The 21687-nt window shown below is 37.4% G+C and carries 17 protein-coding genes and 1 riboswitch; of the genes, 16 read left to right on the forward strand and 1 reads right to left on the reverse strand.

Annotated features, from left to right (window positions below; translation table 11 throughout):
• The first annotated feature begins 64 nt into the window (after positions 1–64).
• The 8 genes from FPG59_RS01925 to metF all read left to right on the forward strand — a co-directional run bounded on the left by FPG59_RS01925 (position 65) and on the right by metF (position 11988).
• The gene (locus FPG59_RS01925) at positions 65–1309 is read left to right on the forward strand and encodes a sulfate adenylyltransferase subunit 1 (RefSeq protein ID WP_086452931.1); all 1245 of its coding nucleotides are present in this window, start codon (positions 65–67) and stop codon (positions 1307–1309) included.
• A gap of 95 nt (positions 1310–1404) precedes the next feature.
• Positions 1405–3495, forward strand: a complete 2091-nt coding sequence (locus FPG59_RS01930) for a HEPN domain-containing protein (protein WP_086452932.1) — start codon at positions 1405–1407, stop codon at positions 3493–3495.
• Positions 3488–4261 (forward strand): uroporphyrinogen-III C-methyltransferase, encoded by a 774-nt coding sequence (cobA, locus tag FPG59_RS01935; RefSeq protein ID WP_086452933.1) that lies wholly within the window; start codon positions 3488–3490, stop codon positions 4259–4261. The genes FPG59_RS01930 and cobA overlap by 8 nt, the downstream gene beginning before the upstream one ends.
• A 2-nt stretch (positions 4262–4263) precedes the next feature.
• Complete coding sequence (locus tag FPG59_RS01940) at positions 4264–4842, forward strand: bifunctional precorrin-2 dehydrogenase/sirohydrochlorin ferrochelatase (protein WP_086452934.1); 579 nt, start codon at positions 4264–4266, stop codon at positions 4840–4842.
• 230 nt (positions 4843–5072) lie between these two features.
• Positions 5073–6125: an NAD(P)/FAD-dependent oxidoreductase gene (locus FPG59_RS01945; protein WP_086452935.1), complete on the forward strand. Its 1053-nt coding sequence runs from the start codon at positions 5073–5075 to the stop codon at positions 6123–6125.
• Positions 6126–6299: 174 nt separating this feature from the next.
• A riboswitch (SAM riboswitch) is annotated at positions 6300–6411 on the forward strand.
• 249 nt (positions 6412–6660) lie between these two features.
• On the forward strand, positions 6661–7662 hold the full coding sequence (locus FPG59_RS01950) for a homocysteine S-methyltransferase family protein (protein WP_086452936.1): 1002 nt from the start codon (positions 6661–6663) through the stop codon (positions 7660–7662).
• A 609-nt stretch (positions 7663–8271) separates the two neighbouring features.
• The gene (metH, locus tag FPG59_RS01955) at positions 8272–10950 is read left to right on the forward strand and encodes a methionine synthase (RefSeq protein WP_086452937.1); all 2679 of its coding nucleotides are present in this window, start codon (positions 8272–8274) and stop codon (positions 10948–10950) included.
• Positions 10951–11031: 81 nt separating this feature from the next.
• Positions 11032–11988: a methylenetetrahydrofolate reductase [NAD(P)H] gene (metF, locus tag FPG59_RS01960; RefSeq protein ID WP_086452938.1), complete on the forward strand. Its 957-nt coding sequence runs from the start codon at positions 11032–11034 to the stop codon at positions 11986–11988.
• 125 nt (positions 11989–12113) lie between these two features.
• Here the strand turns inward: metF and gldA are convergent, their stop codons facing one another.
• Positions 12114–13010: a gliding motility-associated ABC transporter ATP-binding subunit GldA gene (gene gldA / locus FPG59_RS01965; RefSeq protein ID WP_086452939.1), complete on the reverse strand. Its 897-nt coding sequence runs from the start codon at positions 13008–13010 to the stop codon at positions 12114–12116.
• 188 nt (positions 13011–13198) lie between these two features.
• On the opposite strand from gldA, the gene FPG59_RS01970 reads away from it, so the two are divergent.
• The 8 genes from FPG59_RS01970 to dtd all read left to right on the forward strand — a co-directional run bounded on the left by FPG59_RS01970 (position 13199) and on the right by dtd (position 21607).
• Positions 13199–14446, forward strand: coding sequence for a dicarboxylate/amino acid:cation symporter (locus FPG59_RS01970; RefSeq protein ID WP_086452940.1), 1248 nt, complete (start codon positions 13199–13201; stop codon positions 14444–14446).
• Positions 14447–14835: 389 nt separating this feature from the next.
• Positions 14836–15663 (forward strand): prephenate dehydratase, encoded by an 828-nt coding sequence (locus FPG59_RS01980; RefSeq protein WP_086452942.1) that lies wholly within the window; start codon positions 14836–14838, stop codon positions 15661–15663.
• A 43-nt stretch (positions 15664–15706) separates the two neighbouring features.
• Positions 15707–16852, forward strand: a complete 1146-nt coding sequence (locus FPG59_RS01985; protein WP_086452961.1) for an aminotransferase class I/II-fold pyridoxal phosphate-dependent enzyme — start codon at positions 15707–15709, stop codon at positions 16850–16852.
• A 210-nt stretch (positions 16853–17062) separates the two neighbouring features.
• Positions 17063–17920, forward strand: coding sequence for a prephenate dehydrogenase (locus FPG59_RS01990; RefSeq protein WP_086452943.1), 858 nt, complete (start codon positions 17063–17065; stop codon positions 17918–17920).
• Positions 17921–18080: 160 nt separating this feature from the next.
• Entirely contained in the window at positions 18081–19163 is a 1083-nt protein-coding gene (locus FPG59_RS01995) for a bifunctional 3-deoxy-7-phosphoheptulonate synthase/chorismate mutase type II (protein ID WP_086452962.1), read from the forward strand.
• A gap of 93 nt (positions 19164–19256) precedes the next feature.
• Complete coding sequence (locus FPG59_RS02000) at positions 19257–19922, forward strand: hypothetical protein (protein ID WP_140344579.1); 666 nt, start codon at positions 19257–19259, stop codon at positions 19920–19922.
• 137 nt (positions 19923–20059) lie between these two features.
• Entirely contained in the window at positions 20060–21037 is a 978-nt protein-coding gene (gene rsgA, locus FPG59_RS02005; RefSeq protein WP_086452945.1) for a ribosome small subunit-dependent GTPase A, read from the forward strand.
• A gap of 117 nt (positions 21038–21154) precedes the next feature.
• Entirely contained in the window at positions 21155–21607 is a 453-nt protein-coding gene (gene dtd / locus FPG59_RS02010) for a D-aminoacyl-tRNA deacylase (RefSeq protein WP_086452946.1), read from the forward strand.
• Positions 21608–21687 lie beyond the last annotated feature (80 nt).

A 21687-nucleotide genomic window follows, 5' to 3' on the forward strand; every position in this document is an offset into this window, starting at 1 on the left:
GTGTAGGTAGGGTAATTTGAGGAAACTTGAAACCTTAAACTTTTAAACTTTAAACAAAATTCAGATGGAAGTTTTAAAAATAGCAACAGCAGGAAGTGTAGATGACGGTAAGAGTACCTTGATTGGGAGGTTATTGTATGATACGCAATCGTTGACAACAGATAAGCTGGAAGCAATAGAAAAAAGCAGCAAGCAAAAAGGATATGATTATTTGGATTTTTCTTTGGCTACAGACGGTTTAGTGGCCGAAAGAGAACAAGGAATTACCATTGATGTGGCGCATATATATTTTTCGACAGCCAAAAAAAGTTACATCATTGCCGATACTCCTGGTCACGTTGAGTATACGCGAAACATGGTTACCGGAGCTTCGACCTCGCAAGTATCAATCATTTTAATTGATGCTCGTAAAGGCGTAATTGAGCAAACTTACCGCCACTTTTTCATCAATAATTTATTGAGAGTAAAAGAGATCATTGTGGCGATCAACAAAATGGATTTGGTAGATTATTCAGAAGAAGTTTTTAATAAAATCAAAGCGGATTTTGAAGCCTTAAATGCTAAAAGTACTTTCAAAGAACAAAACGTGAGTTACATTCCGTTAAGTGCTTTGACAGGTGACAATGTAGTAGAATCATTAGGCGGAATGCCTTGGTACCAAGGACAAACCATTTTGGAGCATCTAGAAGCGTTAGAGCCAGCTGATGTGTATGAAAAAGGAAAAGCGCGTTTCCCTGTTCAAACCGTTATCCGACCAAAAACAGAAGAATACCACGATTTTAGAGGCTATGCCGGAAAATTGTATGGGAACAATATCAAAGTGGGTGATGCAGTAACGGTACTGCCATCTTTAACAGAATCAGTGGTGACAAATATTCACTTTTTTGACAAGCAATTTGAGGAAGCAACTGTGGGCTCTTCGATCACCATCGAATTAGGAAATGATATCAATGTGACTAGAGGCGACATGATTGTAAAATCATCTGAATTGCCAAAAGTAGAGAAAGACATCAATACCACCGTATGCTGGATGGACAGTAAAAAGTTAGTTCCTGGTGCCAAATATTTTGTACAACACAATACTAACAGAGTTTTGGCTAAGATTGACAGTGTGAAAAATGTGATTGCAACTGATTTCTCAGGAACTACAGAAGCCTCTCAACTAGCCATCAACGAAATTGGAGAAGTAAATATTAAGTTAAGCAAAGCCATTTATTTTGATGCGTATAACGATAATAAATCAAACGGCGCCTTCATCTTAATTGATGTAACAACCAACACAACAGCAGGAGTAGGATTTATAAAATAACCTTTAGCTATTGGCTTTAAGCCTTCAGCAAAAATGTAAAATGAATTTCATAAACAGCTAAAAGCCCAAAGCTAATAGCGAATAGCTTATAACAAATGGAAAGTTTTAGAACCGAAATTGAAGATCCGATTGTTCAAAAAGACATAATCGATTTAGAAAGAAAAATTGCTTTATTCCGTGACGGAAAAATTGATGACGAGCGTTTTCGTAGTCTGCGTTTAGCACGTGGTGTTTACGGGCAGCGTCAAGAAGGTGTGCAAATGATTCGTATCAAGTTGCCTTTTGGTAAAGTGACTAGCGAGCAACTCCTGCGCATCACAAAAGTTTCTGATGAGTATTCAACAGGGCGTTTGCACATTACTACGCGTCAAGATATCCAAATTCATTACGTGAGTTTAGATCGTACGCCACAACTTTGGGCCGAATTAGAAAAAGACGATGTTACTCTAAGAGAAGCTTGTGGAAACACAGTTCGAAATATTACCGCCAGCGAAACAGCAGGAATTGATCCAGAGGAACCTTTTGATGTGTCTCCGTATGCGCATGCGATGTTTCAATTTTTCTTGAGAAATCCGGTTTGTCAAGAAATGGGACGTAAGTTCAAAATGTCATTTTCGTCATCAGATAAAGATACCGGTTTGAGTTATTTACACGATTTAGGATTTATTCCAAAAATTATAGACGGTATAAAAGGTTTCAAAGTAATGTTAGGCGGAGGTTTAGGTTCACAACCGAGTCATGCTGAATTGCTGACAGAGTTTATTCCGGCCAATCAAATAATTCCAACTACTGAAGGGATTTTAAGAATTTTTGACCGCTACGGCGAAAGAGCCAAACGTTTAAAAGCACGTTTGAAATTTTTGTTGAAAGAAATAGGGAAAGACGAATTTTTACGATTGGTAGACGAAGAGAAAAAAGCCCTTTCTCACCAAACTGTTGAAATCGATACAACTGCTTTTGAGGGAGCTATTGCAGCGCCATTATTAGAAGTGCCAAAAGTCGAAATTGAAGATACAGCAGCTTTTGAAGCGTGGAAAAAATCAAATGTAATTCCGCAAAAACAAGCGGGTTATGTGGCCATCGGAATCAAAGTTCAATTAGGTGATTTTTATACTGATAAAGCTAGAGCATTAGCGCATTTGATCAAAAATTATGCAGCAAACGAATTGCGTTTTACGTTGCGTCAAGATATTTTAATTCGTCACGTAAAAGAGGAAAACCTTCCTTTCTTTTACCAAGAATTGGCCAAATTAGATTTTGTAACCACAGGCTACAACACGATTGCTGATATTACAGCTTGTCCAGGTACTGATACGTGTAACTTAGGAATTGCGAGCAGTACCGGAATTGCAGTAGAGTTAGAACGTGTATTAACTACTGAATATCCACAGTACAGCAACAACCGTGAAATTACTATTAAAATCAGCGGTTGTATGAACGCTTGCGGTCAACACAATATGGCCGAAATTGGTTTTCAAGGAATGTCAATCAATGCGGGTAAATTAGTAGCTCCAGCCTTGCAAGTTTTGTTAGGAGGAGGAAATTTAGGAAATGGAAACGGAAGATTTTCTGATAAAGTAATCAAAATTCCGAGCCGAAGAGGACCAGATGCTTTGCGATTGATTTTAAATGATTTTGAAGCCAATGCAAACGGACAATCGTTCTTGGATTATTATGACGCTCAAGGCGAAAAATATTTTTACGAATTTTTGAAACCATTAGCTGATGTAACCAATCTAACCGAAGCTGATTTTATTGACTGGGGAAATGCAGATAATTATGTAAAAGCAGTTGGAGTAGGAGAATGTGCCGGAGTTGTAATTGACTTGGTCGCAACATTATTATTTGAAGCGAAAGAAAAATTGACTTTTGCACAAGAAGCTTTTGAAGATGCAAAATGGTCGGATGCTATTTATTTGGCTTACGCCGGATTTGTCAACGGAGCCAAGGCATTATTACTTGCTGAAAACCAAAAAACAAACCACCAAGCGGGAATAATAGATTTGTTTGATACCGTTTTTGTGGCTACAAATACAATTCAATTGCAATCTTCTTTACGAGAACTTGTATATCAAATCAATCAAAATGAACCTTCTGCTGAATTTGCTAAAAAGTACATTCAAGATGCCATTGTATTTTTTGATGCCATCGAAGCGTATAGAAATAAAGACTTAGCTGATGCTTAAAAAGAAACAACCCATCGTAACACTAGTTGGTGCGGGTCCTGGTGATCCCGATTTACTGACGATTAAAGGAGCCAAAGCATTAGCAGAAGCGGATGTGGTATTGTACGACGCCTTGGCTAACGAAGAGATTTTGACGTATGCTCCCAAAAAAGCGATTAAGATTTTTGTAGGCAAACGCAAAGGCTGTCATGAATATTCGCAAGATCAAATCAACCAATTGATTGTAGACAATGCCTTAACGTACGGGCATGTGGTTCGACTAAAAGGAGGCGATCCTTTTATTTTTGGACGCGGAAGTGAAGAAATTGATTTTATAGAAAGTTTTGGCATACCTACATCGGTGGTGCCTGGAATTTCGTCTTCGATTGCTGTTCCGGCTTATCAAGGGATTTCATTGACTAAAAGAGGCGTTTCTGAAAGTTTTTGGGTAATTACGGGTACAACTTCTGACAGGAAATTGTCAAATGATGTGGCTTTGGCTGCACAATCATCAGCAACGGTGGTTATTTTAATGGGAATGAGCAAACTCACTCAGATTATCGATTTGTTCCAAAAAGAATCTAAAGGTGAAACACCGGTTGCCATTATTCAAAACGGAACGACTGATCAGGAGAAAATTGGCGTGGGAACCATCAACACCATTGAGCAAGTGGTGGCGCAACAACAATTAAGTTCGCCTGCCATTATCGTCATTGGCGAGGTGGTTAAAGAGAGCAATAAATTAAAAGGCTTTTACGAAGAATTCATAGCCAAAGAATTGAAATAACTGTGGAAAGAAACGAATTATATCCTATTTTTTTAAAATTACACAACCTCAATGTACTCATTGTGGGCGGCGGAAATGTGGGTTTAGAAAAACTATCGTTTCTGTTGAAATCCAGTCCCACTGCCAATGTTGAGGTAGTGGCACCTTGGTTTTTGCCAGAGTTAGAAACCTTGGCTGCAAGTCACCCAACAGTGAAGTTGACCTATAAAAAATTCAATCGCTGGATGCTTCGTAAACGCCACATGGTTATTGCCTGCACCGATGATTTGAAGGTGAACAAGAGGATTTATGATTTGTCCCGAAAAAGATATTTGATTTGCAACATTGCTGATACACCGCCTCTGTGTGATTATTATTTGGGCGGAATTGTAACCAAAGGGAATGTGAAAATTGCCATTTCAACCAACGGAAAATCACCCACTACAGCCAAACGATTGCGAGAGTTTTTTGAAGAAATTATTCCAGACGATATTAATAAAATGGTCGAAAACTTGAATGAATATCGCAAAACACTGAAAGGGAATTTTGAGGAAAAAGTTCAAAAAATGAATGAAATCACCGAGACGCTCAAAGCAAAGTAAGCACAAGACACCATCTCAAGCTCATAGAAAAAAGCTAAGATGTAATAGTTCTTAATAATCAGTTTCTGTTTTTTTAACTAAATAGAATAGTGATATTTGTACTCAATTAAAATTAAAAGGATTGAGCGCCTAGTTTCAATACAATAACATAGATAAACACAATTAACAATTTCCATAACAGCCTACAATTACAATTGGAAGCAAAACAAAGGATACTAAATTAAATCAAAATGATTAAAACAGACATACTCATTATTGGCGCGGGGCCAACAGGCTTATTTGCAGTTTTTGAAGCAGGATTATTAAAATTAAAATGCCATATATTAGATGCTTTGCCACAAGCAGGTGGTCAGTTATCAGAGTTATATCCTAAAAAGCCTATTTATGATATTCCTGGATTTCCAGAAGTATTGGCGGGCGATTTGGTAGATAATTTGATGGAGCAAATCAAGCAGTTTGAACCAGGATTTACCTTGGGTGAACGTGCCGAAACCATCGAAAAACAAGAAGACGGAACATTTATTGTGACTTCAAACAAAGGCAAGAAATTCCATGCGCCAGTTATTGCTATTGCTGGTGGATTAGGTAGTTTTGAACCAAGAAAACCATTGATCGAGGACATCGAATTTTACGAAGACAAAGGAATTAAATACTTCATTAAAAATCCAGAGAAATTCCGTGACAAGCGCGTAGTTATCGCTGGAGGTGGCGATTCGGCTCTAGATTGGAGTATCTTTTTGTCAAATGTAGCTTCAGAAGTGACTTTGATTCACCGTCGCAACGAGTTTCGTGGTGCTTTAGACTCGGTAGAAAAAGTGCAAGAGCTTAAGTCTTCAGGTAAAATTAAAATGATTACACCAGGTGAAGTAGTAGGTTTAAAAGGTGCTGAGCATCTTGAGGCAGTTGTTGTCGAGGAAAATGGCGCACAACGTACCATCGAAACTGATTATTTTATTCCGCTTTTTGGTCTTACGCCAAAGTTAGGTCCTATCGGCGACTGGGGATTAGAAATCGAAAAAAACGCCATCAAAGTAAATAACGCCTTAGATTACCAAACTAATATTCCTGGAATTTTCGCCATTGGTGACGTAAATACCTATCCAGGAAAATTAAAATTGATCTTGTGTGGATTCCATGAAGCCACTTTAATGTGTCAAGCGGCCTATCAAATCATTAATCCAGGTAAGCGTTATGTGTTAAAATACACTACCGTTTCTGGTGTAGATGGTTTTGACGGAACTCGTAAAGAAGCTCCAAAAGCGGTTGTAAAAGCAATCGTGTAAATAAAGTTGCAAAGTAAAAAAAGTTCTGAGTTGCTAAGGTTGGTTAAAATCTTAGGAATTCAGAACCTTTTTTTATTTTAAAGTTTTGCAACAAACTAAGCTACAATCTTTAAAAAAAATACTTGCAATTGTTAGCGCTATGTCGTTCCTTTGCACTGTTCCTATATTTATTGAAAGTTATCACGAAAGGCGGAGGGAAAGACCCAATGAAACCTTAGCAACCCTTTATTTTTAAAGAAGGTGCTACATTCTACTTTATACAACCAGTATCAAAGATAGATAACACAAGAATACTTCTACAGTATTTCTCAAACCTTTTCTTGACAACTTATCGAATTTTTTAGAGCAGATAAATGGCGCTTTTCAGTCATTATCGTTCCTGCTGTACGCTATATCTTTTTATTCGCCGAAAAAAGGCGAATAAAAAGGATGCCGCTGCCATCAGGGCTAAAAATAAAAATAGTGAACTTTTGGAAATAGTAATCAAAAGTAAAAATCACAATTTCAAATTGTGATTTACAAGTAATAAAAAGTTATGTCAAGCATTCACGAAGCCATTAAAAAAAACATCCTCATCCTTGATGGAGCTATGGGAACCATGTTGCAACGTTACAATTTCTCCGAAGAAGATTTTAGAGGAGAACGTTTCAAGGATTTTCCACATCCATTAAAAGGAAATAACGATTTATTGTCGCTCACTCAGCCACAAGCCATAAAAGACGTTCACGCTGCTTATTTTGAAGCTGGAGCTGATATTGTTGAAACCAATACCTTCTCAGGAACCACCATCGGTATGGCCGATTACTATCTGGAAGAATATGTGTATGAATTGAACTATGAGTCGGCAAAAATAGCCCGCGAAGTAGCCGATGAATTTACCGCTAAAAATCCAGATAAACCACGTTTTGTAGCGGGTTCCATTGGACCTACAAACAGAACAGCAAGCATGTCACCAGATGTAAACGATCCCGGTTACAGAGCTGTAACTTTTGATGATTTGCGCATTGCGTACAAGCAACAAGTAGAAGCGCTTATGGATGGTGGTTGCGATTTACTTTTGGTAGAAACTATTTTTGATACCCTAAATGCCAAAGCAGCACTTTTTGCCATTGAAGAAGTAAAAGAAGAACGCAATCTTGATATTCCAATCATGGTTTCAGGAACGATAACTGATGCTTCCGGAAGAACACTTTCGGGACAAACGGTTGAGGCTTTCTTAGTTTCGGTGTCGCACATACCGTTGTTGAGTGTAGGATTCAATTGCGCACTTGGTGCCGATTTGCTCAAGCCATATTTACAAACCTTGTCGCAAAACACATCGTTCAACGTATCGGCTCATCCTAATGCAGGTTTACCTAATGCCTTTGGAGAATACGACGAAACCCCAGAACAGATGCAAGCTTTTATCAAAGAATATTTAGACGATAATTTAGTCAATATCATAGGTGGTTGTTGCGGAACGACACCAGCCCACATCAAGTTAATTGCCGAAATCGCCAAGGAATACAAGCCGAGAGTTTCGACTGCGGTGATGTAGTTTTTGGCTGGGTATTGTTTTTTTTAGTGGAAAGAAAAAATACAATTTAGTGGCTAGTTTGTCATTTTGAGGAACGAAGACCCAAGCGATAGCGAACTGTCGAAGCAATCTTTATTATGTGAGCAACTTGTTTAGATTCCACAGCTAGCGCGAGCGTCCCGCTCGTGCACATTATAAACGAGGAAAAAGATTTTTAAGAAAAAGAATAAGCACGAGCAGGACGCTCGCGCTAGTTGCATAAAAGTTCCATAGGAACGACCCATTTTGTAGCAACGGATTTTAATCCGTTGGGATGTAAGAGGAAAATTCATTCCGTTATCAATTAAAAAACGGTGTCGTTTCATTGAAATAAAAAAGGTGTTGTATTGCACAAAACCCGCGTGAGGGATAGCAGTGGAGCTCCTTTTTCTTGAATTGCCTCGGGTTTAAACCCGAGGCAATTCAAGAAAAAGAGCGGGAACGAATAGCCCGACCCGACTTTTTTTTGGAGGGACACGCCCAAAAAAGAATTGAAATAAAATGGTAAGGTTTTGAAAACTTTGCCGCAAATGATATCATAAAAACAACTCAGAACCTAAGCAACTTAGGGTCTAAGTAACTTAAATTAAAATGGCAGAAAAAAGAAGAAACCTAGTATTATCAGGATTGGAGCCCTTAATCATAACACCCGAAAGTGTATTTGTGAATGTGGGGGAACGAACCAATGTGACGGGTTCGCGAAAATTTCTTCGATTGATTAAGGAAGAAAAATACGATGAGGCGCTTGATATTGCGCGTCAGCAAGTAGAAGGTGGAGCACAAATCATCGATATCAATATGGATGAGGGAATGCTCGACGGCGCAAATGCGATGACAAAATTCCTGAATTTGATTGCGGCTGAGCCGGATATTTCGCGTGTGCCGATTATGATTGACAGCTCGAAATGGGAAATCATTGAGGCGGGTTTGAAAGTCGTACAAGGTAAATGTGTTGTAAATTCGATTTCGTTGAAAGAAGGCGAAGAAGCTTTTATTCACCATGCTAAACTGATAAAGCGTTATGGAGCGGCGGTAATTGTGATGGCTTTTGACGAAGTGGGTCAGGCGGATAATTACGAAAGGCGTGTTGAAATTTGTCAACGTTCGTATGATATTTTGGTGGGAATTGGATTTCCGCCACAAGATATCATCTTCGATTTGAATATTTTCCCAGTGGCAACAGGTATGGAAGAGCACCGCTTGAATGCGTTGGATTTCTTTAGAGGGACCAAGTGGGTTCGCGAAAATTTACCACACGCACACATCAGCGGTGGGGTGAGCAACGTTTCGTTTTCGTTTAGAGGGAACGATACGGTTCGTGAGGCTATGCACTCGGTTTTCTTGTACCATGCCATTCAAAACGGAATGACCATGGGGATTGTAAACCCAGAAATGTTGACTATTTATGACGATATTCCAAAGGATTTATTGGAACATGTTGAAGATGTGATTCTGGATCGTCGCGACGATGCGACTGAGCGTTTGCTTGATTTTGCTGAGAATGTAAAAGGTGACGGTACGAAAACCAATGAAGCAGTAGTTCAAGAATGGCGAAATGGAACCGTTCAAGAAAGAATTACACACTCGTTAGTTAAAGGAATTGATGCGTTTATAGAAATAGATGTAGAGGAAGCTAGATTGGCAGCCACAAAACCAATTGAAGTAATCGAAATCAACCTGATGGCGGGAATGAATGTCGTGGGTGATTTGTTTGGTTCGGGTAAAATGTTTTTGCCCCAAGTGGTGAAATCGGCACGTGTAATGAAAAAAGCAGTGGCGTACTTATTGCCTTTTATTGAAGCGGCAAAGCAAGTTGGCGATAAATCTGGTAACGGAAAAATCCTGATGGCTACCGTAAAAGGGGACGTTCACGATATTGGAAAAAATATAGTTTCGGTGGTATTGGCTTGTAACAATTATGAGATTGTGGATTTGGGTGTAATGGTGCCTCCAGAAAAAATTATTGCTGCAGCTATTGAGCACGAAGTAGATATTATTGGATTAAGCGGATTGATCACTCCGTCTTTGGACGAAATGGTGTATCTCGCTAAAGAATTGGATAAAAGAGGACTGAATATTCCCGTAATGATTGGTGGTGCAACAACTTCGCGTGCTCATACTGCTGTGAAAATTGCGCCTCAATACAATTCGACTGTCATTCATGTTAACGATGTCTCTAGAGCGGTAACGGTTGCAGGAAATTTATTGGATCACAACCGAAAAATATATGCTAGCGATATTCGAGCAGAATACGATGCGTTTAGAGAAACATTTTTGAATCGTTCCCGCGACAAGAATTTCTTGACTATTGAGCAAGCTCGTAAAAACAAATTACAATTGGATTGGGATAATTTCACGCCAGTGAAACCTAAAGTGATTGGCAAGCAAATCGTAGAAGTCGATTTAGAAACTTTGGTACCTTATATCGATTGGACGCCGTTTTTTAGAACTTGGGAATTGTTTGGGAAATATCCAGCTATTTTAACTGATGAGGTAGTGGGCGAACAAGCGACTTCGGTTTTTGCTGATGCACAAGCGATGTTAAAAGTTATTTTACAAGAGAAAAAGTTAACAGCAAAAGGTGTTTACGGCATTTTTCCGGCGAATCAAATCAATGATGATGATATTGAGTTGCAACCAATAACCGATAACTCACAACCGATAACTTTTTTAACCCTTCGCCAACAATCTCAGAAAACCAAAGGAGCGCCTAACATCGCTTTATCTGATTTTATAGCGCCAAAAGAAAGTGGGAAAGTCGATTATATGGGAGCCTTTTGTGTAACTACTGGTTTTGGAGTTGACGAGTGGGCGGCTGACTTCGAAAAGGATTTAGATGATTATAATTCGATTATGGTGAAAGCGCTTGCTGATCGTTTTGCAGAAGCTTTTGCTGAATATTTACACGAGAAAGTACGTAAAGAATTTTGGGGTTATGCCGCTGATGAGAATTTATCTACCGAAGATATGATCGATGAGGTGTACAAAGGGATTCGACCAGCACCAGGATATCCAGCTTGTCCGGATCATTTAGAGAAACCAACTATTTGGAAATTATTGAACGTTGAAGAAGAAATAGGAGTAACCTTAACCGAAAGTATGGCGATGTGGCCGGCTTCATCAGTATCAGGTTACTACTTTGGGAATCCAGAAAGCAAGTATTTTGGACTCGGAAAAATTAAAGAAGATCAAGTAATTGACTACGCCAAAAGAAGAAATGTTTCCACTGATGTAGCCATGAAATGGTTGAATCCGAATATCGCTGATTAGGAATTTTGTTTCAAGTTTAAGGTTTCAAGTTACTCGAGAGAACTTTAAACTTTAAACTTGGAACATGAAACAAAAAATAAAATGAAAGTAACACAACATATAGAAAAAGCCAAAGGAGAAACTTTGTTTTCATTTGAAATTATTCCGCCTCAAAAAGGCAAAAGTATTCAAGAATTGTATGACAACATTGATCCTTTGATGGAGTTCAAACCGCCATTTATTGACGTGACTACCTCACGCGAGGAGTTTATTTATGTCGATAAAGGCAATGGTTTATTGGATAAAAAACTAACCAGAATGCGACCGGGAACCCTTGGAATTTGCGCTTCGATAACCCATAAATACAACGTAGATACCGTTCCTCATGTTTTGTGTGGAGGTTTTACCAAAGAAGAAACAGAGTATTTATTAGTAGACTGTCATTATCTGGGAATCAATAATGTGATGGCGTTGCGAGGCGATGCGATGAAGGACGAACAATCCTTTGTTCCAAAAGCGGGTGGAAATCGCTTTGCTATTGATCTAGTGCAGCAAATCAAATTATTGAACGAAGGTAAGTATTTGCATGAAGTGATGCATGTGGATAATAAAGCTGATTTTTGTATTGGTGTGGCAGGATATCCTGAAAAGCATTTGGAATCTCCATCGTTACTTTCTGATTTGAAAAGGTTAAAAGAAAAAGTGGACGCAGGTGCTGATTATGTGGTGACACAAATGTTTTTTGACAATGCCAAATATTTTGAATTTGTTGCCAAAGCTAGAGAAATGGGTATTACAGTACCAATCATTCCTGGCATCAAGCCACTAGCGGTACAAAGACATTTACAAATTTTGCCACAAATTTTCAGAATTGATTTGCCAGAAGATTTAATTGATGCAGTAGACAAATGCAAAACAAATGCAGATGTAAAACAAGTGGGAATTGAATGGGCTATTCAGCAATCCCGCGAACTAAAGGCTGCTGGAGTTCCTGTTTTGCATTATTATTCGATGGGTAAATCAGAAAATATCCGTCAAATTGCGAGTCAACTTTTTTAAGAAGTTCTAAGTCTAAAAAAAAGCTTCCAATCTTTATAAAGGCTGGAAGCTTTTTGTGGGCGATTTAAAAGAGTTCGTTTTTTGTACGAGATCATAACTGAACACTAAAAACTGGGCACTGCCAACTATTTAGTAATCTCTCTAAACACCGCTTCTAAGTTTTTATTTTTTTGATTGAGTTGTAAGGTTTTCAAACCATTGTTTTGAGCAAAATCAAAGACTACAGAACGCATGTCTTTATCTGATTTAAAAGTCAGTTCCCACATCATATCGTGAACGTTTACATACGAAACAAGATTTTCAATTTTAGAAATCAATTGTTCTTCAACTTGAAAATCAAATTCAACTTCAATGACTTGTTCCTTGTCTTCAGAAATTAAGTTATCCAGTTTTTTATCGGTTACAATTTTTCCATTGTTGATGATGATCACACGATCACAAATGGCCTCAACCTCTTGCATAATGTGTGTTGAAAGAAAAACAGTCTTGTCTTTCCCCACGTTTTTAATTACGTTTCTAATCTCCATCAACTGGTTTGGATCTAAACCAGTGGTAGGTTCATCCAAAATTAAAACATCAGGATTGTGCAGTAGCGCATTGGCCAATCCTACACGCTGGCGGTACCCTTTAGAGAGTTGGCCTATTTTTTTGTGACTTTCGGTACTTAAACCAGTTAGTTGAATTACCTCTTCGATTCTAGATTTGGCAACTCTGTACACATCAGCATTAAAGGCTAAATATTCACGAACATACAAATCCAAATACAACGGATTGTGCTCCGGCAAGTACCCAATAGAAAGTTGTACGGCTTTTGGATTGGTGTTTACATCCTGCCCGTTTACCGTGGCAGTTCCTTCATCAGCGGTAATGTAGGTAGTTAAAATTTTCATCAAAGTCGATTTTCCAGCTCCATTTGGACCTAAAAAACCAACAATTTCTCCTTTGTTAATTGAAAATGAAATGTTATCTAATGCTTTTTGAGCACCGTAGCTTTTGGAAATGTTATTTACTGCTATTGACATGATGAATTATTTGTTGCAAAAGTAAACAGAAAATGAATGGATTTGTTGTTCGATTGCCTACTAATTCATGAATAATTTTTTCACGAGTAGTTGCGAGTACTTCTATTCGAAATGATAAAAAAGTAGCATTGTGATTGCACCGCTATCATTTAGATTTCTATATTTACTAAAAATAGCTCAAAAGACACATGAAATACATAGGATCAGGAGGTATCTTGAAAAATTATAAAAGCATTATGCTACTTCTTGGTGGTATCCTTGCAGGAAGTATATTAGGTTTGGTTTTTGGTAAAGAGGTGGAGGTTTTGAAACCTTTGGGTGACATTTTTCTAAATTTGTTATTTACTGCCATAATTCCGTTAGTGTTTTTTACCATATCGGCATCAATTGCTACTTTAGAAAAAACCGAAAAACTAGGAAAGTTATTCTTAATCGTAATTGGAGTCTTTTTGTTTACGGTCTTGGTTTCTGCAATTCTTATGGTAGTAGGAGTTTTGATTTTTCCAATCCATCAAGATATTATAATTTCTAAAATTCCGTTAGAAATTGTAGCCGAAAATAGCACTGGCTCTCAGATTACGCAATTGCTTACCGCGGGTGATTTCTATGAATTGTTGTCCCGAAAAAACATGTTGGCGCTCATTCTTTTTTCCTTTTTAGTAGGGTTTGCCAGCCTGCAATCTGGTGAGAAAGGCAACGATTTCAGTAGGTTTTTACGATCTGGTAACGAAGTAATGAAACAATTGCTTCACATTATTATGCAAACCGCACCCGTAGGTTTGGGTGCCTATTTTGCTTACCAGGTGGGTATTTTTGGACCACAATTGTTTGGTGCTTATGCCAAGCCGCTAGGGCTTTATTATGCTGTTTGTGCTTTTTATTTTATTGTTTTTTTTAGTTTATATGCCTACATGGCGGGCGGCAAATTAGGGTTTAAAGTGTTTTGGAGAAATAATATAACACCTTCGTTAACAGCTATTGGTACCTGCAGTAGTATTGCTACCATTCCTGCCAATCTTGACGGTGCCGAAAAAATGAATATTCCTGCTCACATTAGGAATGTCGTTATTCCACTGGGTGCACCTTTGCATAAAGACGGTTCGAGTATGTCATCCATTATCAAGATAGCCGTTATTTTTGCGATGTTTGGGAAGGATTTTACGGATCCAATTACGATTCTCACCGCTTTGGGAATTACAGTTGTGGTTTCTGTTGTTGAGGGCGGAATTCCTAATGGCGGCTACATAGGCGAAATCCTAGCGATAACCGTTTATGGTTTCCCCATGGAACAAGCCTTGCCAGCAGCAATGATTATTGGAACTTTGGTGGACCCAATGGCAACTTTGTTAAATGCTAATGGAGATTTGATTTCGGCGATGCTAGTGGCAAGAATTGCCGAAGGGAAAAAGTGGCTTTCTGAAAAAGTACTTATATAAATCCCTTTCAATATTATGTGTTGTAGCAAAGCTAAGTCTTGTTTTTACTTAACAACGCAGGAAATGCTATTGTATGAATGGTATTTTTAAAGTCTTTTTTTAAATATTACATAATTAATAACCAACTTTTTAGCGAATCTCTTTTTTGTGTCATAAAATCAATTTTTTTTTGGGTGCAATAAAAATTATGTATATATTCGCAAAGTAATAAATACAAAAAAAGACAACATCATGTTGAATAACCGATTTTATTTTAGCAACTCTTATTTTTTCTTCTGGAAGGTAGAAAGGGATTGCTGTATGGTTATTTAATTCAAAAATTAAATTAATATTATAGATATACAATCCCGATGCAAATCGGGATTTTTTTTTGCTTAAAAGTGTGTAAAATGAATACAATTATAGGAATACAAGGCATTACAGGCTCGTTTCATCATCAAGTAGCTCAAGAATATTTCAATCAGGAATTTATTCTTGACGAGTGTTTGTCTTTTGAGGAATTGGTAGACAGCTTGTTAGCAGGCAAGTCAGAGCAAGCTGTTATGGCCATTGAAAACTCTATCGCAGGGCCTATTATTCCGAATTACGCGTTAATTGACAAGAATAATTTACACATAATTGGAGAGCATTATTTGAATATTCATCAAAATTTAATGGCGTTGAAAGGTCAGAAAATTGAAGATATTCTTGAAGTACATTCGCATCCGATGGCATTGTTGCAGTGCATGGATTTCTTAAAAAAATATCCTAATATTAAATTGGTTGAAGACAAAGATACCGCTGAAACTGCACGAAGAATTCAAGAAAAGCAACTGAAAGGAATAGCAGCAATTGCGAGCAAAACAGCTTCCGAAATGTATGATTTGGAAATTATTGCGCCAGAAATTCAGACGATTAAGAACAACATGACGCGCTTTGTGATTATCAAAAAAGAAAATTCATTTGTTCCCGAAAGTGAAATTAACAGAGCATCGATAAAATTTGAATTGGATCATAAACGCGGGAGTTTAGCAGCAGTTTTAAACGTAATGAGTGATTGTAAATTGAATTTAACTAAGATTCAATCTTTGCCCAAAATTGAAACTCCTTGGAAATATTCCTTTTTTGTGGATGTCACTTTTGAGAAATACGAAGATTATGCTAAAGCAAAATCATTATTGAATATTATGGCCGAGTACTTTAAAGTCTTGGGTGAATATAAGAATACCAAAATATAAAGATCCTCAAGTTACCAAGTTACACAGATATAAAAATTTACACATGATTACCACAGCAAAGCGTCTCCATATCATTGAAGAATACTATTTCTCCTCCAAATTGAGAGAAGTAAGGCAACTGGCAGCCGAAGGCAAACCCATCATTAATATGGGAATTGGCAGTCCAGATTTGCAACCGGCGCCTGCAATTGTAGCTGCAATTGTAGCTGCGATGCAAGATGAAAACGCGCATCAATATCAGAGTTATCAAGGTTTACCAGAGTTGCGCGAAGGTATGGCTGATTTTTATTCCAAAAATTATGGTGTAACACTCAACCCGGTGACAGAAATTTTGCCTTTGATGGGTTCTAAGGAGGGAATTATGCATATTTCGCTGGCTTTCTTGAATGAAGGTGATCATGTTTTGATTCCGAATCCGGGATATCCTACGTACACATCAGTGACCAATTTAGTAGGAGCGGTGCCAGTGTATTATGATTTGAAAGAAGGAAACCAATGGGAGCCGGATTTTGAAGCTTTGGAGCAACTGGATTTATCAAAGGTAAAAATCATGTGGATTGGATATCCGCACATGCCAACGGGAGCTCGAGGGAGTTTGGAATTGTTTGAAAAATTAGTGGCTTTTGCTGCAAAACATGAAATTTTATTGGTGAATGATAATCCGTATAGTTTTGTTTTGAATGACAATCCGATGAGTTTGTTGCAAGTAGAAGGAGCAAAGGACGTTGCTTTAGAACTGAATTCTTTGAGTAAAACTTTTAACATGGCGGGTTGGAGAGTAGGAATGGTATTAGGAAATGCCAATGCTATTGATGCGGTTTTAAAAGTAAAAAGCAATATGGATAGCGGTATGTTTTACGGAATTCAAAAAGGAGCTGTTGCAGCGCTGAAAAGTGATAAGGCTTGGTTTGATGCTATGAATGAAATCTATAAAAAAAGACGAATTGTAACAGAGGAACTCGCTGAAAAACTAGGTTGTAAAGTGTATAAAGAAGGTGTTGGTTTGTTTGTTTGGGCAAAGTTACCCGATGGAGTTACATCAGCAGAGGTGTTTATTGATATAATCTTGCATGAGAAATCAATTTTTATTACACCGGGAACTATTTTTGGGAGTAATGGAGAAGGTTACATTCGGTTTGCTTTGTGTGTTGAAGAAGAAAAAATTAGAGAGGCAATCAGTCGATTTTAGCCTCCTGACCCCCAAAGGGGGAATGAAATAGCAGCGAGATGTATTGTGATAAGTTATTATTCTTTATAAAATGAATTGGTTTAATGAAAAAATAAATTTCTGTATAACGAGGTTTCCTAGCCCTGATAGTAGTGGAAATCCTTTGCTGCCGGGGTTCGGCAGGAAAGATTGCAACGGATAGCAGGATAAGCTTCGGATAAAAATGAAAAAATGAAAGTATTTGTAATAGGCATAGGTTTGATAGGTGGTTCGATGGTTTTGGATATTAAAGATTTGTATCCTCAAGCCACGATTTATGGGATTGATACGAACGAAAAACATTTGGATCAAGCAATTGAATTGGGTGTTATTGATGAAATAGCAACATTTACAGATTTAATGCATGCTGATTTTGTGATTGTTTCGGTTCCTGTAGATGTAGCGCTCACGGTTGTGCCCCAAGTTTTGGAGGCAATAGGTGACCAAACGATTGTTTTTGAGGTAGGTTCTACAAAATTACCTATTTGTGAAGGTATTGCCAATCATGCCAAAAGGAGAAATTTTATAGCTACGCATCCTATTGCAGGAACGGAATTTTCGGGACCATCGGCAGCGATAAAAGGCTTGTTTCAAGGAAAAACAAATATTATTTGTGAGGTAGAGAAAACGACCTTTAAATTGCAAGAACGCGCCTTGGCATTGTTTCAAGAAATGGGAATGCGCATTCGGTATATGGATCCGAAATCACACGATAAGCACATTGCGTATGTTTCGCATTTGTCCCATATCAGTGCTTTTATGTTAGGAAAAACAGTCATTGACAAGGAGAAACACGAACAGGATATTTTTGATATGGCAGGTTCTGGTTTTGAAAGTACGGTGCGTCTTGCTAAAAGTTCGCCAGCGATGTGGACACCCATTTTTAAGCAAAATAGAAAACAAGTCGTAAAAACTTTGAATGAATATATCTTGAATTTGTCTAAATTTAAGGAGCTGTTAGAAAATGAGGATTACGAGGCGATTTACAATGAAATGGAAAGTGTGAATAAGATTAAAGAAATATTAAACGGGATGAATGTAAAGAAGTGAGCAGTTTTCAGTAGCAGTTTTCAGTGATCAGTGTACGCAAATCAGTCACAGATAAAAGTAAATAAAAACAATAATAAAAGAATAATTAACAACAATCATCCATTTTCGGCTCCCTTTTCGCCACGGCGAAAGGGCTGGGATGGGGAAAAATTTAGAAAAGATGGAAAATAAGAAAGAAATGAGAAACTGGTTGGAGGCATTCAATTTGACCCATCCCTTAGTGATAGCAGGGCCATGTAGCGCTGAAACCGAAGATCAAGTATTAAAAATTGCACATGAGTTGAAGGATTCTGATGTAAGTATTTTTAGAGCAGGAATCTGGAAACCAAGAACGCGACCAGGAGGGTTTGAAGGCGTGGGGGAAATAGGTTTGAAATGGTTGAAGAAAGCAAAAGAAGAAACAGGTTTGCTAATGGGAACGGAGGTAGCCAATGCTGCTCACGTAAAATTAGCTTTAGAATATGACATTGATGTGTTGTGGATAGGAGCTAGAACAACGGTAAACCCTTTTGCGGTTCAGGAAATTGCTGACGCATTAGCAGGAACAAAGAAAATTGTTTTGGTGAAAAACCCTGTAAACCCAGATTTATCTTTGTGGTTAGGTGGAGTAGAGCGTTTGTACAATGCCGGAATCGAAAAATTAGGAGTGATTCACAGAGGTTTCTCTACGTATGAGAAAACAAAATACCGCAATATTCCAGAATGGCAAATTGCTATTGAATTGCAAAATAAATTCCCTGATTTGCCATTGATTATAGATCCTTCGCACATTACCGGTGATCGCAAAATGATTTTAGAGGTAACGCAAGAAGCTTTAGATTTGAATTACGACGGAATGATTATTGAAACGCACATTGATCCAGATAATGCTTGGAGTGATGCGGCTCAGCAAGTAACACCTGATGCGTTGAAACAAATTTTTATTGACTTGAAGGTGCGTAAAATTGATGATGTATCGGATGATTTCACTCAAAAAATGAAAAAACTACGTGCTAACATTGACGTTTTAGATGCCACTTTGCTAGAGCTTTTAGGCAAACGTATGAAAGTAGCTGATGAAATTGGTGTGGTGAAAAAAGCAGCTAACGTAGCTGTTTTGCAAAACAACCGTTGGAACGAAATTTTAGGTAAAATGATTTTAGATGGAGAAACCAAAGGACTTTCAGAAGAATTTGTTTTAAAATTATTCAAAGCCATTCACCAAGAAAGTATCAGTCATCAAGATAAGGTTTTGAATGCTTAATTTTTTTTAATATAAATAATAAAAACCTACAATTTACTTGTAGGTTTTTTTGTAATATTGGTGCACCAATATTAAAATTAAAAAATATAATTTATGAAGCTTTCATTAATGCCTTTGAACCTTAGTTTTAAAACTCTTTTTGTTTTTATTTGTTTAATACTAACTGCACAGAGTTTCTCACAGGAAAAACAAATTTATGAATCCCCTAACATGGCAGCACTTATTGCAAACCACAAAACAGTGGCTATTTTGCCTGTAAACGCAACAATTGCCTATAAAAAATTGCCAAAGGGATATACTGAAGAATCAAGAAAAGAGGAAGAAAAAAGTATGAGTTTGCAAATGCAAAGTGGACTTTATACTTATTTGTTAAGAAAATCTTCAGATTTTACCGTAGAAGTTCAAGATGTTGAAAGAACAAATATGTTATTAAAAAAAGCAAATCAATATGAAAATTTTTCAGAAATTGCTCCTGAGGATTTAGCAAAAACATTAGGTGTTGATGCTGTTATTAAATGTTCTTACGCATATGAAAAAACTGGAAGTGAAGGCGTAGCAATTGTAAAAACATTATTAATAGGTTTTGGAACTGGCAAAGTTGCAACAGGTGGGTTAACAATGCAAATTAATAATGGAACTGATGGAGGATTAGTGTGGAGATTTTATAAACAAATGGCTGAAGATGTTATGAGTTCACCAGCAGCTATGATGGAAAGAATGATGCGAAAAGTGGGGAGGAATTTTCCTTATCAAAAGTAAAATCAGTTTTTTTAAAATTTATATCCCTTTGACATAATGAAGTTAAAGGGATTTTTCTTTTAGGATAGTACAAAAAAACTCCAAATTTTATCTCGAAGTGTCGGGATAAACTTGAAACAAAATTTTACCTTTGTCACATGACAGGAATCGTTTATAAATCTACAGGAAGTTGGTACACCGTAAAATCAGAACAAGGAGATTTTATAGAATGCCGTATGAAAGGGAAATTTCGGATTAAGGGAATAAAAAGTACCAATCCCATTGCAGTAGGCGATGTGGTAGATTATGAGCTTGAGGAAACTTCAGATGCAGTTACGGGTACCATTTTTAATATTCATGACAGAAAGAATTACATCGTACGCAAGTCGGTTAATTTATCGCATCAAATGCATATTATCGCGTCAAATATTGATCGTGTTTTTTTATTGATCACTGTGAACAATCCGCCAACAACATTTAACTTTATTGATCGATTTCTTGTAACTGCAGAGGCGTACGGAATAGAAACGGTCTTGGTGTTTAATAAAATTGACACTTTTGATGAGGAAACCTTAGACGAACAATTGTACATGCAGCATGTGTACCAGCAAATAGGATATGCTTGTTTGCGCGTTTCCTCAACCGAAATGAAAGGAGTTGAGGAATTAAAAGCCTTGATGATAGGAAAAGTAAGTATGTTCTCTGGGCATTCAGGTGTGGGAAAATCTACATTGGTAAATGCTATGGAGCCTGCTTTGCATTTGAAAACAAAAACCATTTCAGATGCCAGTAAGCAAGGACAGCATACCACAACCTTTGCTGAAATGTATGACTTGTCTTTTGGCGCCAGCATTATAGATACGCCCGGAATCAAAGGATTTGGGATGGTAGATATGGAGCCGGCTGAAATTAGTGGTTATTTTCCCGAGTTTTTTAAATTGAAAGAGCAATGCAAGTTCAATAATTGTTTGCACAAAGAAGAGCCTAAGTGTGCCATAAAAGAAGCCTTGGATCGAGATGAAATTGCTTGGTCACGCTACAACAGTTACATTAAAATTTTAGAGGGTGACGATGAACATTACCGCACCGATGTGTATGACGAAGATAGAAAAGCAAGTGATAAAACGAGGGAGTAAAAGCCCCCTGAACCCCAAAGGGGGAATTATAAAGATTCAAATATAAATTTATCGGGATATGAGATCAGAGTTTCTTTTTATAATATTTAAGGTTCCCCTTTCGGGGGCTAGGGGGCTATGAAAGTAGTAATCCAAAGAGTTTCACAAGCTTCAGTTACAATTGATAATCAAATTGTAGCCAATATTCAAAAAGGATTGTTGGTGTTGGTTGGTATCGAAGATGCGGATACGCATGAAGATAGCAGCTGGCTGAGTTCCAAAATTGTCAATCTGCGTATTTTTGGAGATGAAAATGATGTTATGAATCTGTCTATAAAAGATATCAATGGAGATGTTATTGTTGTGTCGCAATTTACCCTTCATGCCTTAACTAAAAAAGGTAATCGCCCATCCTATATTAAAGCATCAAAGCCAGAAATAGCTGTTCCTTTGTATGAACAATTTGTTGCCCAAATAGAACAAGATCTTGGCAAAAAAGTACAGACTGGAGTTTTTGGTGCCGACATGAAGGTACAACTCCTAAATGATGGCCCTGTAACTATTGTAATTGATAGTAAAAATAAAGAGTAATTACTTTGCTACTTGGTAGATTTAATATATTTTTGAATACCACGAATATTATTTTCAAAACCAAAAAAAGACTTTTTGTA

The sequence above is a fragment of the Flavobacterium sp. FPG59 genome, from assembly GCF_002150205.1.
Lineage (GTDB): Bacteria > Bacteroidota > Bacteroidia > Flavobacteriales > Flavobacteriaceae > Flavobacterium.